The organism is Streptomyces sp. NPDC086554 (genome assembly GCF_040686095.1).
Classification (GTDB): domain Bacteria; phylum Actinomycetota; class Actinomycetes; order Streptomycetales; family Streptomycetaceae; genus Streptomyces.
In genome coordinates, this window is the sequence record NZ_JBFBJK010000006.1 from 1 (window position 1) to 12,990 (window position 12,990).

Genomic DNA, 12,990 nt, shown 5'->3' on the forward strand with positions numbered 1-12,990 from the left:
CGAGGTCGGCGAACGACACGCCGTCGCACCCCGCCACGACCCCCACCCCCTCCCCCTCCCCCTCCCCCTCCCCCGCACAGTCCGCCCACGCCGTTCCATCGGCACGGCCCTTCCCCCTGAGAGGCGACACCCAGCGAAGCCACTGACGTACCAGCATCAGCTCGGCAGCGCCGATCAGATCGAACTCGCACTGTTGCGTGTCAAGACGCTCAAGCACCATCGCCGCCTCTTCTGCCCCGCCCTGCCAGGCGAGGGAGCTGCTGAGCAGCACCATGCCGCGGCCGTCCAGACTCCCGTCCTCAAGTGCCGAGCACAGCGGCACCAGCAGCGAGGTCACCGCTGAGGGCTTGACCAGCCACAGGACCCGTGCCAGGGCCCCTAAGACCTCGGCCCGCTCCTGGGCGTCACCACAGGCTCCACGGGCAACGTCGAGGAACTCGGCCGCGCGACCTGGATCCCCCTCCCTCATGCCCTGCCGGGCCGCGTCGCGCAGGACGCCCACGGACCAGTTCTGCGGGGTGCCTCCGGCGGCGACGAGGCGTTCGGCAACCTTCGACGGCACCGCGCCGTCATGGTGAAGCAGCAGGGCGGTGCGCTCGTACAGCGCGGCGAGTGTGTCCCCGTCGAGCCCGCTCAACGCGGCGTCTTGGGCGGCGGAATGACAGAACCACCCGGAACGAAGCAGTCCCGTGCCGGTGAGAGCGCTCAACGCCTCTTCCACTGTCCGGCGTTCACTCCCCAGCAGCCGCGCCAGTACGGCAGCGGATGCCGGTCCGCCGAGAGCGGCCAAGCCGCGCGCCACTTCGAGCAGTTGAGGGTCCCAGCGGTGCAGGCAGGCCTCGATGGCGACCTGAAAATGGGCCCCTACGGAAACCTCGTCCTCCGCGGGAACCCACTCGACGTCTTCGGGATCAGGCTCGGTGCGCCCGTATAACTGATCGGATAACTGATCGGACAACTGATCCTGGCACAGCGCTTGCAGGAGCAGTGGGCTCCCTCCTGTCGCCGCCAGGAAGGAAGGGGCAAGTCGCTCGGCACGCGCCTCGCCGAGACGTTGCTGCCGCAGCCAATCGGTCACGCCGCCAAGAGAAAGCGGGCCCAATTTCAAGTAATGGAAATATGGCTGCTTGATGCACTCGGACAAGACCCCCGGGCCATTGGAGTTCGGTATTCGCCACTCGGCGAATACCGCGATGACAGGTCTCGATGCAAGTCGACGCAGCATCAGGAGGAGCGCCTGCAGACTGGCCGGATCCGCATACTGCATATCATCCAGGGCCAACACCAAAGGGCGGCCGTCGGCCGCCCCAAGGAGAATGTCCGTCAACTCATCCACCGCGCACGTACTCAGCAGGGAATCCCAGCATTCTAACTCTCGCGAGTTCAGGGTGGACTCAAGACGCTCTTTTTCCTCGACGCTTGAATAACCCTCCGCTACAGAGCCACCCAGTCAATTTTGCCTGGGCTTGGTCCGGGAGAGCTGTATGGCCAGGGCGCGGTCAGAGTTCGCTCAGTCGGCTCACCGGGGACAGGATGAGCGCGATCAGTACGGCGGCGGAGCCGATCGCCGCCACGGTCAGGGCGCCCTGGGCGCCGATCCGGCCGGACAGCAGGCCCGCGAACAGGCCGCCGAGTGCGCCGCCGCCGAACAGCAGGGTGCGGAACACCGCCGTCATGCGGCCCATCATCGACTGCGGGGTGCTGGCCTGGCGCAGGCTGACGATGATGACGCCGGCGACGCCGAGTCCGAGGTAGGTGGTGAAGAAGGAGAGGACGAACATCCCCACCATCACCGGCCGGGGGCCTGCGGCCAGGACGATCAGTGTCGGCCCTATGAGGAGGGCCGACTGGGCGACGACGTAGACGAGGCCGAGTCGGAAGCGCCGGATGACCCGTCGGGAGATGGCCGCGCCGATCAGTCCGCCCACGGAGGCGGTGGCGAAGATGCCGCCGAGGGTCGTCGAGTCCAGGTGCAGGTCCCGTGTTCCGTACAGCAGGAACATCGTCCAGACGGTGATCATGGAGAAGTTGCAGCAGAACCCGATCAGGGCCAGCGACCGCAGGATCGGATTCTTCAGCACCAGGCGCAGCCCGTCCCGGAGTTCGGTGGGCAAGTGCCGTCGTGCGGAGGGCGGTTGGGGGCGGGGCTCGGGCGTGCGGATGAGCAGCAGCGAGATCAGGGACACCAGATACGAGAAGGCGTCGACGATCAGCGCCACGGGCGCGGTCAGCGCGCCGACCAGGACGCCCGCGAGCCCGGGCCCCGCCACATCGGCCGCCGATGAGCTCATGCCCATCTTGGCGCCGGCTTCGACGTAATGCTTGGGGTCGCGTACGAGCGTGGGTACGTACGACATCCAGCTCACGTCGAACAGCACCGATGCCACGCCGACGGCGCAGGCGATGACGAGAAGCGAGGCCAGGCTGAGCGCGTCCGTCCAGTACAGGACGGGGACGAGGGCCAGCAGGATCATCCGGACGGCGTTGGCGCCGAGCATGATGCGCCGCCGTCGGGCCCGGTCCACCCACACCCCGAAGAGCAGGGCGAGGCCGAGATACGGGACGAGTTGCAGGAAGCGCAGGATGCCGACCTGCTCGTCGCTGGCGTCGAAGGCGGTGATCGCGGTCAGCGGCAGGGCGAGGTTCGTGACCTGGGTGCCGAGGAGCGACAGGGTCTCGCCGAGCCAGAACTTGAGGAAGTCGCCGTTGCGCCAGAGGCTCCGCGGGGGCGGTTCCTCGGTGCGTGTGCGGGTCTGTGTGGTGGTCATCGCCGTCCCTGGGCGGCGAGTTCCGCGACCGCGTCCGCGACGTGGTCCACTTCCTCTTCGGTGTTGTAGTAGTGCGGCGACAGGCGCAGGCACCAGTCGACGCCCTTGTCCCCGAAGTCGAACTGCGCGAACTCCCGGTAGCTGAGCGCCGAGTTGATGCCGCGGGCGTCCATGGCCGACTTGAAAGGCTGCGGCTGCCAGCCCGCCACACCGAAGGTGACGATCGCGGCGAGGCGCGGTCCGCGGTCGAGCAGGCGGATGCCCGGGATCGGTGCGAGGCGGTCGCGGAGCCGGGCCGCGAGAGCCGGGGTGCGCTGCTCGATGGCCTCGATGCCGACCTCGCGGGCATAGCGCGTCGCGGCGGCGCTGCCGAGCACCGTGGCGTACGGGAACTCCCACTCCTCGAAGCGGGCCGCCGTCGCCGCGGGCTCGTAGCCGCCCGGCTCGGTCCAGCGGGCGCCGTGCATGTCGATGAACAACGGTTCGTAGCCCGCGCGCAGGACGCGATCGGATACGTACAGGAATCCGGAACCGCGCGGGCCGCGGAGGAACTTGCGGCAGGTGGCGGTGAGGAAGTCGCAGCCGATCTCCTCCACGTCGATGACGTACTGGCCCACCGACTGGCAGGCGTCGACCAGGTAGAGCAGGTCCAACTCCCGGCAGTGGCGGCCGATTTCAACGACGGGCGAGACGAGGCCCGAGTTGGTGGGGACATGGGTGGCGGACACCAGGCGGGGTCGGTGGGTCCGCATCAACGCGGCCATCGCCTCCACATCGACGCCGCCTTCCGGGATGTTGGGCGCGTGGACGATGCGTACGCCGAAGCGCTTGCGCAGGGACAGGAAGGCGATCTGGTTGGAGACGAAGTCGTCGCGGGTGGTGAGGATGACGTCGTCGGTCTCGAACGGGATCGACGACAGGGCATTGGCGTAGGCGTGGGTGGCACTGCCCGCGAAGGCGACGTTGTCGGGCGTGGTGTTGATGAGGGCGGCGATCTCCGTGTAGAACTCCCGGACTTCGGCGGCCCGGGCGGCCGACGCCTCGTAACCGCCCATCCGGGCTTCGAGGTGCAGATGCCCGACCATCGCGTCGAGGACCGGCGCCGCAAGCAGTCCGCAGCCCGCGTTGTTGAAGTGGATGACTTGGCGGCAGCCGGGGGTGTCGGCTCGCAAAGCGGCGACGTCCAGCTGGAGTTGGCCCTGAAGTGCTTCCGGAACTGCCTGAAGTGCCGGAACTTCCTGAAGTGCCTTCTGAAGTGCTTCCTGACCAGGACCAGAAGCGCTACTGTTGTCTCTCATGAATGACAGTAGCACTTCTGTCGAGTTGGCCGACAGGCTCCGTGCACTGGTCTCCCGGCTTTCGCCCGGCGACCGGCTGCCGAGCAGCCGGGAGCTGATCAAGGAGTACCGGGTCGGCCCGGCGACCGTGGCGCGGGCCATCGCCGCGCTGGCCGCCGAGGGCGTGGTGGTGACCCGTCCGGGCAGCGGGACGTACGCGGCGCAGCGCACTCGGCTCGACAGAGAACTCGACGGAGAAGCCGACGCCGCCGACACCGACTGGCAGACGGTCGCCCTGACCGACCGCGCCGTCGACACCCACCTGATCGCCGACCCGCTCGGCCCGCCTCCGGCCGGGACGATCACGCTGGACGGCGGCTATGTGCACCGCTCGCTCCAGCCGACCCGGGCCCTGAGCGCGGCACTTGCGCGGGCGGCACGCCGTCCGGACGCCTGGGACCGCGCCCCGGCCGGCGGCCTGACGGCGCTGCGCACCGTGTTCGCCCGGATCGTCGGCGGCAGCGTCACGCCGGACGACGTGCTGGTCACCGCAGGCGGGCAGAGCGCCCTCTCGATCGCGTTCCGCGCCATCGCCGGTCCTGGCAGCCCGGTCCTTGTCGAGTCCCCCACCTATCCCCGGGCCCTGGCCGCCGCCCGCGCCGCGGGGCTGCGGCCCGTCCCCGTACCGCTCGACGCCGACGGCCTGCGGCCCGACATGCTGGCCGACGCGTTCGCGATGACCGGCGCGCGGCTGCTGTACTGCCAGCCGACTTTCCAGAACCCGACCGGCACCGTGCTCACGCCCGAACGGCGCCGCCAGATCCTCGATGTGGCGCGCGCATCGGGCGCGTTCGTGCTGGAGGACGACTTCGCGCGGCATCTGGGACACGGCAGGGCAGTACCGCGACCGCTGGTCGCTGACGACCGCGACGGCACGGTCGTGCACGTCACCTCGCTCACCAAGCCCGCCGCACCGAGCCTGCGGATCGGGACGCTCGTGGCCCGCGGACCGGTGATGGAGCGCATGCGTGCGGTGCGCCTGGTCGACGACTTCTTCGTCACGCGCCCGCTCCAGGAAGCCGCGTTGGAGGTGCTCAGCTCCCCGTCCTGGGACCGGCACGTCCGCTCGCTCGGCACGGCGCTGCGGGAACGCAGCGCCGTACTGGCCGCCGCGCTCACCCAGGAGCTCCCCGGTGCGACCCTGGCCGGGCCGCCAACGGGCGGACTGCACCTGTGGGTACGCCTGCCGCCGGGCGTGGACGACACCGTCCTCACCGCCGCCGCCCGGCAACGCGGCGTCGCCGTCAGCGCAGGCAGCCGCTACTTCGCCACCGAGCCACCGGCGGCCCACCTGCGCATCGGGTTCGCCGCGACAGCCGATCACGCGGAGCTGACGGAGGGGGCGCGCCGACTGGGGGCCGCGCTCGCCGGCCTCGGCACCACAGCGGCCTGAAGGCACCGACCCGCGACCGCGGACCACTCCGATGGCATGATCGGCTACTCGACGGGCGACCCAGTTGAACATCACCTAACAAATCGGCCAGGCAATTGATACCTATAGTTTCGCGGGTGCTTTCGCGAATACCCCGCAGTAGTGAGCTCGCCGCATGGCGTCGGCCACGGGTGATCCTGTGGGCCACGGCCGGTGTGGTGGCCCTCGGATTCCTCATCGCGCTGGAGATCGCCGCGCGTCGCTACGGCGGCGTACCGGGGCCGATCACCAACCAGGCGCGAGAGGTGCTTTTCCCGCCCAAACCGGGCCCGCTGTACGGCGGTCTGGCGTTGATGATGGTGGTGCTCACCTGGCGGCAACGGTTCATCGCGGCCGGCGCGGCGATCGGCATCGACGTCGTCTTCGTGCTGGTGCGGTGGGCGGTCGACGCCGAGGTGCCCGAAGACCAGTTCTTCGGCAATGGCGCGTTGTGGGCGATGCTGGGCTGTGCGGTCTTCGCGATCAGGCGCCGCACCGGCAAGGAACGTGTCCTGCTCCTGAAGGGCGTCGGCCTCGGCCTGCTGCTCGTGGCCGGCCGCAAGACCGGTGACACCTGGCTGCTCATCACGGCGAAGACCCGCCCGACCGTGCTCGACCCTTACGTGGCCATGGCCGATCACGCGCTGGGCAACCCCTCGTGGCTGGCGGGCCGGCTACTCAAAGCCAGCGGCCCGATCAGCACCCATATTCTCGACCTGGTCTACGCCCAGCTCGCGGTGGCCGCGGTCGCCGTCGCCCTGTACCAGCTGCGCAACGTCGCGAGCGAGGGCCGCTTTCCACGCCACCATCTCGTACGCACCTTCCTGGTGATCGGCCTCATCGGGCCTGCCTTCTACATGCTCTTCCCGGTGGTCGGGCCGATCTTCACCTACGGCCCGGGGACCTCCGGCACCGGCGGTCTGCAGTGGGCGGTGGCCGACCTGTGGCCGCACACACCGCCACCGATCGGCGCCCCGCACCCGGTGCCGTACGACGGGATCACCCCGCGCAACTGCATGCCGAGCCTGCACACGGCGTGGGCCACCGCGATCTTCATCCACTCCCGCAAGGGCCCACGGATGCTGCGCTGGGCGGGCACGTTCTGGCTGATCGCCACACTCGGCGCGACGCTGGGCTTCGGCTACCACTACGGCGTGGATCTCGTGGCCGGCGTGGTGTTCGTGCTCACGATCGAGGCGGCTCTGCGCGCGCTCGACCGCGGCTGGGACAGGTCGGGAGTCCGCCTTGTCGCCCACGGCACGGCGGTCTTCGCCGCGCTCCTGGTGTCGTACCGCTATCTGCCGATGGAGATGGCCCGGTATCCCTGGGTGTTCGGGCCCCTCGTCCTGCTGTCGATGGCTTCAGTGATCTACGGCTACGTACGGACGACAAGAGCGTGGGACGCGACGCCCGCACCGGTGCGGCTGCCGACGCAGACGGAACCGCGACCGGCAGCCGAACTGGTGTGAGCCGTGCCCAGCTCTCAGCGGCGCCCCGTCTCCGTCACCGGCCGGTCGTGTCGCAAGTCGTCGAAGAGCCGGGCCGACCGCTCGGCGTCCCACTTCAGTACGTTGCCCTTGGGCGTGGGGACGCCGATGCCGGACACGGGTACGTTGATCTGCTTGCCGTGTCCGCCCGCGACGCCCTGCACGGCGCGGAACATGTTGCTGAGATCGCGCAGGCTCATGTCCTTGTCGACGATGAGCGTGTCGAGCCCGGCCTGCACGGCCGGTCCGATCTCCAGCGGGTCGAAAAGGGTGTCGGGCCGGGCGGCCTGGTGGGCGAGGGTCGACAGGAACTTCTGCTGGTTCTTCGACCTGCCCAGATCGCCCTCCTTCTCCTGGTGCCGCTGACGGACGAAGGCGAGCGCCTGCTTGCCGTTCAGGGTGTGACAGCCCTTGCGCAGGTCGGCGCCCGACTTCTCGTCCTTGATGTCCCGGTCGAGGCACATCCGTACGCCGCCGATGGCGTCGACGATGTTCACGAACCCGGCGAAGCCGATCTCCGCGTAGTGGTCGATGCGCAGGCCGGTGTTCTGCTCGACGGTGTGTACGAGGAGTTCGGGGCCGCCGTAGGAGAACGCGGCGTTGAGCTTGTCCCCCTCGGGTCGCTTGGTCTTGCCCGTGGTCGTGTCGAGGCGGCCCGGCACGGTGACCCAGGAGTCGCGCGGCAGGCTGACCATGCTGGTGCCGTTGGCCCCGGTGTGCAGCAGCATCATCGAGTCGGTGCGCCGCCCTCCGCCCCCGCCGGCGTGCAGGTCCTTCACGTCGCCCTCGGAGAGCCCGTCACGGCTGTCCGAGCCGACGATGAGGTAGTTGGTGCCCTCGCCGGGCGGCGGACGGTCCCCGTACGCGCCCAGGTCGACGTCCCGTTGGAGCCGGGTCTCGGCCCAGCCGTACGTGCCGCCCACCGCGACGGCCACGACGGCCAGCACGACGAGCACCGCCCGCCGCAGCCTCCTGCGCTTCACCTTCGACTGCCGGGCGTGGGCGCGCCGAGGTCCGTAGTGGGAGCTGGGGCGCTCGGCGAACCGCTCACGCGCGGCAAGCGGATCTGTCATGGTCAACTCCCTTGCAGGCTCCGCCGCGCCTCTTCGGGCGGCGCTTCGAGCAGATACGGGTCGGCGGTTCCGGCGCGCTTCATGCTGTGCCACTTCAGGCGGGTGCCGAGCAGCGCCGTGGTCACGGAGTGGATGACCACCAGGTACATCAACTGCCGGTAGACGAACTGCTGGAGAGGCAGCACCCACAGCACGCGCAGCCGTTCACGGTCGAGCCGCAGCGCGTACGCGGCGGTGACCAACTGGACGGCGAGGAACCCGAACCAGACGAGGCCGGCCTCAACGGGGTCGCGGAACAACGCCCCGAACAGGGCGAACATGTCGACGACCGGTGCGCACAGCGGAAGGACGATCTGGAACAGCGTGACGTACAGCAGCACGCGTCGGCCGAAGCGTCCGGCGGGACCGATCTCCTTCACGGCGTGCCGGTGTTTCCACATCGACTGGAGAGTGCCGTAGCACCAGCGGTAGCGCTGACGCCACAACTGCCGCACGGTGCCGGGCACTTCGGTCCAGGCGACCGCCGACTCCTCGTAGACGACGCGCCAGCCGGCCCGCCACAGCGCCATCGTGAGGTCGGTGTCCTCCGCCAGGGTCTCGTCGCTGACACCGCCGACGCCCATCAGTGCGTCCCTGCGGAAGGCGCCGATCGCCCCCGGAACCGTCGGCATGCACTCCAGGACCTCGAACATCCGCCGGTCCAGGTTGAATCCGAGTACGTACTCCAGATGCTGCCATTTGCCCATCAGGCTGCGCCTGTTGCCGACCTTGGTGTTGCCGCTGACCGCGCCGACCGCCGGGTGGGCGAGCGGCTGGACGAGCCGGGCAAGCGCCTCGGGTTCGAAGATGGTGTCGGCGTCGACCATCACGACAATGTCGTGCCGGGCGTGCGCCAGGCCGGTGTTGAGGGCGCTCGGCTTGCCCCCGTTGGGCTGCCGGATCACCGTCACCCGCGGGTCGTCGATCTCCTCGGCGATGTCGGCTGTGGCGTCGGTCGAGCCGTCGTCGATGACGATGATCTGGAAGTGCGGGTGTGTGGAGGCGAGCAGCGAGTACACGGTGGAGGCGATACCGGCCTCTTCGTTGTACGCGGGCACGAGCACCGTCACCGGGTCACGCACCTCGCGCAGCCGTGGTGCGCCGGGCCGGTACCGGCGCAGCCTGCGCACGTGGAGCCGGGCGAACACCGCGAACAGGAGCATCCGCAGGACGCCGAGCAGGCCCGTGAGGGTCAGCGTCCACACCATCACGGTGAGGAAGGCACGCCCGAGCCGCTGCGACCAGATCAGGCCCTCGCCCTTGATCTCCTGGGCGACCGGGACCTCTTCGAGGAAGGAGGGCCGGCCGAGGCCGCCGCTGACGGTGGTGAACTGTTTCACGCTGCGGTCCCGCAGCAGGTCCTGGGCCTCGTGGTAGCCCAGGTCGGTCTGGCTGTGCTGGGTCACGAGGCCGCGCCACGGCTTGCGGTCCTTGTGGTCCGACGCGACCACCAGGTACCCCTGCGACGCCGCGCGCCGCGCGGCCGGCCACTGCGGGCCGCAGAGCGTGTCCGCGGCCGTGGTGTGCGGCAGCCTCAGCAGGGTGGTGTTGACGCCGGCCGAACCCGCGAGAGCGGTCTGGGTGAGCGACAGTTCGAGGCGCGCGCGCAGCACCGACGCGACGCCGAGGTCGCCGCCGCTGTAGGTGTACGACCCGATCTCGTGGCCCTCGTACAGGATCCGCCGCATCAGCTCCGGGTGGCGGGCCGCGTCCTTCCCGTAGACGAAGAAGGTCGCCCGCGCGTGGTGCCTGCGCAGCAGGTCGAGCAGGCGCGGCGTCCACACCGGGTCGGGCCCGCCGTCGAAGGTGAGCGCGACGGTACCCGGCGGCATGGCCGCGGTGGTGACCCCGTTCGGGCCGAATCGCAGCAGCGGCTTGCCGTCGTCCGCCTCGCGCGGGATGGGCCGGGTGCACAGCGGCTTGGTGCGCGCGGCATCGACCTGGTGGGTCGTCCAGCCCTCGAAGAGAAGGGCGACGGCGACCACCAGGAGAACGAGGAGGAGCACGAGCCAGTGTCCGCGCGGCGGGCGGCGGACAGCGGCACGCCGGCTCACTGGTTCGGGCCTCCGGCCGGCGGGGCGGATCTGCCGGCCGTGCCGGTGTCCGGCGCGGAAGGCGCCGGTCCCTTCGTACTCGGCGGGTGCGTGCCGACGGGCTGCCAGAGGCCGCTGATCACCGTGCCGACGAGCAGCAGATACCCGAGGCAGGCGCAACTGACGGCCAGCGCCATGCCTTGCAGCGTCCGCCTGCGCCAGCCCGACTGGTCGATGAAGACGGGGAGTTGGGGCGGCGTGCGCCGCGTCACCTCCCGCGCTGGGTGGTGCGCCGTGTACTGCTCCCTGCGGGCAGGGGGTACGGGCGACGATCGCCCGTCGTGCGGTGTGCTGGCTATGTGGGGGATGCCCTGCACTGGTGCTCCTGATCTGCGGCCGCGCACGCGCGACTCTTTGTGTATGTGGGGGGTGCGGGCCCGGGGGTCCGCCGTACCGCACGTGAGACGTCGGGGACCGCATCCCGGTGCCCGGCGCGTACGGAAGTTCCCGTACGCGCGCATGACTTGCGCCCTCCCGGGTGGGGCCGGGAGGCCGAGGTGCAGCCGTCAGCCGTCACGCAGCCCCCGACCCTACTCGGACACGCCTGGACCAACAACGCGGCCGGTTGAATTGGTAATCAATCGGCGTGGCCAGAATTTCACCCACTCAGAATGAGCCGCTCCCCCTCGCGGCAATGCGCTGAACTCGCCAGTCACATGACATTGGCAAAAATCATGCGCCACCGACCCGTTCCGTCCGGTGAATCGAAGCGTCACCCCTTGCGTGCCCTGCGAACGTATCGCGCACCCCCGGATCACGGCCTTCGGCCAGCTGTCTCAAAATGGAGGAAGCCGCATGACATGTGGGGTGCCTGTGAACACAGTTGTGGCCAAGAGCAATGGAAAGGGCATCGGTCGGCGCGCACTGTTTTCAGACAGACCATTAGAAGAGTCACCTATCCGAAACATCTGGCCCTACGGTTGCTCCACGTGGGGGGAACCACGAGGGGCATGAGGGGGGAGACGCCGATCGTGCGGGAGTGGCGTGAGAACCGGGGGGTCCGCGCCGCTCTGTAACACAAAAGGCTGTTCCTTCGAAGGGGAAGTTCCGTGCGGTCACCGCTGAACGCGGGCCGCCGGAAAGGGTGTTGCTGCCCGGCTTGATCAGCCGAGTAGGCCGCATCGGCATCGAAGTCCTTCTGCTCTTCGGCATGCTCAAAAACTCTGGAATCTGCGCAGGTTGCGTGCGCCCCACACGACCATGTCGGGCAACACAGGGACTTTCTGAAGGAGACCCTCGTGACGGAATCTCGGCCGAACAATCCCGTTTCCGAAGGGAGCGGATTACTGCTCGACGCGTTTGACGCCCAGCTGTTCAGGGAGACTTCCGAAACCGCTCTCGCGAAGCTGGAGAAGCACCTTTCCGATCTCTCCATCAGGGGCCTTGAGCTGACGGATCCGGCGCTGCTCTCGCAGGCCGCGAGGGCTCTGATGACGACGGAGCGCGAGAGCGTCGCGGCGTTCGACGAGGAGAAGCTGGCAGGGATCATCGACCTGTACATCAGGACCGGCATCCAGGTGCACTCGCCCGGATACATGGGCCGGCAGTTCTCGGGCGTCGTACCGCTGGCCGGCGTCATCGACTTCGTGAGCTCGGTGATCAACCAGCCGGCGTCGTTCTACGAAGCGGCCCAACTGCCCAACGTGGTCGAGCGGATCATGGCCGACGAGCTGAACCGGTTCATCGGCTGGGACCCGGCTCGATTCACCATGGTGACCACGTCAGGGGGGTCGCTGGCCAACCTCACCGCGCTGCTCGCGGCCCGGAACCAGAAGCTGCCCGGATTCTGGGCGCACGGCGGTTCCGCCGTGCGGGGACAGCCCCGGCCCGCCATCGCGGTGGGCGCGGACGTGCACTACAGCGTCGCCCGCGCGGCCGGTGTGATGGGCATCGGCGAGGCGCAGCTCGTGCGGCTGCCGCTGAACCCGCAGGGACAGATCTCGGTGGCCGACGCCCGCCCGGCCCTCGCGGCGGCCGAGCGGCAGAACCTGAAGGTGTTCTGCCTGGTCGCATCGGCGGGCAGTACGTCGGTGGGAGCCTTCGACCCGATCGACGAACTGGCGGAACTGGCCCGGGAATTCAATCTCTGGCTGCATGTCGACGGGGCACACGGGGCGAGCCTCCTGGTGTCGGACACGCTCCGCGAAAAGCTGCGGGGAATCGAGCAGGCGGATTCCCTGACCTGGGACGCGCACAAAATGATGTTCGTGCCCGCGCCCTGCACCATGCTCTTCTACCGGGACAAGGAGTCGAGCCGCACCGCGTTCCGGCAGAAGGCCAGCTATGTGTTCGACGAGGAGCCGGACATATACACGGCGTACGACAGCGGCGGCAAGAACTTCGAGTGCACGAAGCGCCCGATGATCATGACCCTGTGGACGCTCTGGGCCATGTACGGACCGGCGCTTTTCGCGGAGAAGATCGAGTATCTCTGCCGGTTGACGGAGGAGGCCCACGGAATCCTCAGGGCCGATCCCGACTTCGAGACGCTGCACCGTCCCGAGGCGAACATCCTGTGCTTCCGATATCACCCGGCGGACATCAGGAAGGAGGATGTGCACCACCTTCAGATCGCCATCCGAAATCGCGTCAAACTCCGGGGAAACTTCTTCATCTCCAAGGTGAACATCGATGGGGTGGCCGCACTGCGCGTGGTCATGATGAACCATCAGGTCACCGACGGGCACTTCCGGATGCTGATCTCCGAGATCAAGGCGACGGGACGGGAAATCCTCAGTAGCGAACTCAGCAGCGAACCGGGAACAGAAACAGCTTAGAGGGG

8 protein-coding genes and 1 pseudogene are annotated in these 12,990 nt (G+C 68.9%); 3 read left to right on the top strand and 6 right to left on the bottom strand.

Annotation, left to right across the window (positions count from 1 at the left end):
- The 3 genes and pseudogenes from AB0O76_RS11500 to AB0O76_RS11510 all read right to left on the bottom strand — a co-directional run.
- A pseudogene (locus AB0O76_RS11500) lies at positions 1-1,327 on the bottom strand (helix-turn-helix transcriptional regulator); the annotation flags it as partial.
- Between the two features lie 172 nt (positions 1,328-1,499).
- Positions 1,500-2,768, bottom strand: coding sequence for an MFS transporter (locus AB0O76_RS11505; protein ID WP_365488113.1), 1,269 nt, complete (start codon positions 2,766-2,768; stop codon positions 1,500-1,502).
- Positions 2,765-3,940 carry an aminotransferase class V-fold PLP-dependent enzyme gene (locus AB0O76_RS11510; RefSeq protein ID WP_365488115.1) on the bottom strand — a complete coding sequence of 392 codons (1,176 nt, stop codon included), beginning with the start codon at positions 3,938-3,940 and terminating at the stop codon, positions 2,765-2,767. Before AB0O76_RS11510 ends, AB0O76_RS11505 begins: the two co-directional genes overlap by 4 nt.
- A 124-nt stretch (positions 3,941-4,064) precedes the next feature.
- Between AB0O76_RS11510 and AB0O76_RS11515 the strand changes: the two genes are divergently transcribed.
- The gene (locus tag AB0O76_RS11515; RefSeq protein ID WP_365488118.1) at positions 4,065-5,498 is read left to right on the top strand and encodes a PLP-dependent aminotransferase family protein; all 1,434 of its coding nucleotides are present in this window, start codon (positions 4,065-4,067) and stop codon (positions 5,496-5,498) included.
- A 170-nt stretch (positions 5,499-5,668) separates the two neighbouring features.
- Positions 5,669-6,985 (top strand): phosphatase PAP2 family protein, encoded by a 1,317-nt coding sequence (locus AB0O76_RS11520; protein WP_365488919.1) that lies wholly within the window; start codon positions 5,669-5,671, stop codon positions 6,983-6,985.
- A 14-nt stretch (positions 6,986-6,999) separates the two neighbouring features.
- Here the strand turns inward: AB0O76_RS11520 and AB0O76_RS11525 are convergent, their stop codons facing one another.
- Genes AB0O76_RS11525 through AB0O76_RS11535 form a run of 3 tightly spaced genes read right to left on the bottom strand, consistent with a single transcriptional unit; the run spans position 7,000 to position 10,525 of the window.
- Positions 7,000-8,076, bottom strand: coding sequence for an LCP family protein (locus tag AB0O76_RS11525; protein WP_365488121.1), 1,077 nt, complete (start codon positions 8,074-8,076; stop codon positions 7,000-7,002).
- 2 nt (positions 8,077-8,078) lie between these two features.
- Positions 8,079-10,169 carry a bifunctional polysaccharide deacetylase/glycosyltransferase family 2 protein gene (locus tag AB0O76_RS11530; RefSeq protein ID WP_365488124.1) on the bottom strand — a complete coding sequence of 697 codons (2,091 nt, stop codon included), beginning with the start codon at positions 10,167-10,169 and terminating at the stop codon, positions 8,079-8,081.
- On the bottom strand, positions 10,166-10,525 hold the full coding sequence (locus tag AB0O76_RS11535) for a hypothetical protein (protein WP_365488127.1): 360 nt from the start codon (positions 10,523-10,525) through the stop codon (positions 10,166-10,168). Before AB0O76_RS11535 ends, AB0O76_RS11530 begins: the two co-directional genes overlap by 4 nt.
- Before the next feature lie 921 nt (positions 10,526-11,446).
- Here AB0O76_RS11535 and AB0O76_RS11540 point away from each other — a divergent pair.
- Positions 11,447-12,985 carry an aminotransferase class V-fold PLP-dependent enzyme gene (locus AB0O76_RS11540; protein ID WP_365488130.1) on the top strand — a complete coding sequence of 513 codons (1,539 nt, stop codon included), beginning with the start codon at positions 11,447-11,449 and terminating at the stop codon, positions 12,983-12,985.
- Positions 12,986-12,990: the final 5 nt, after the last annotated feature.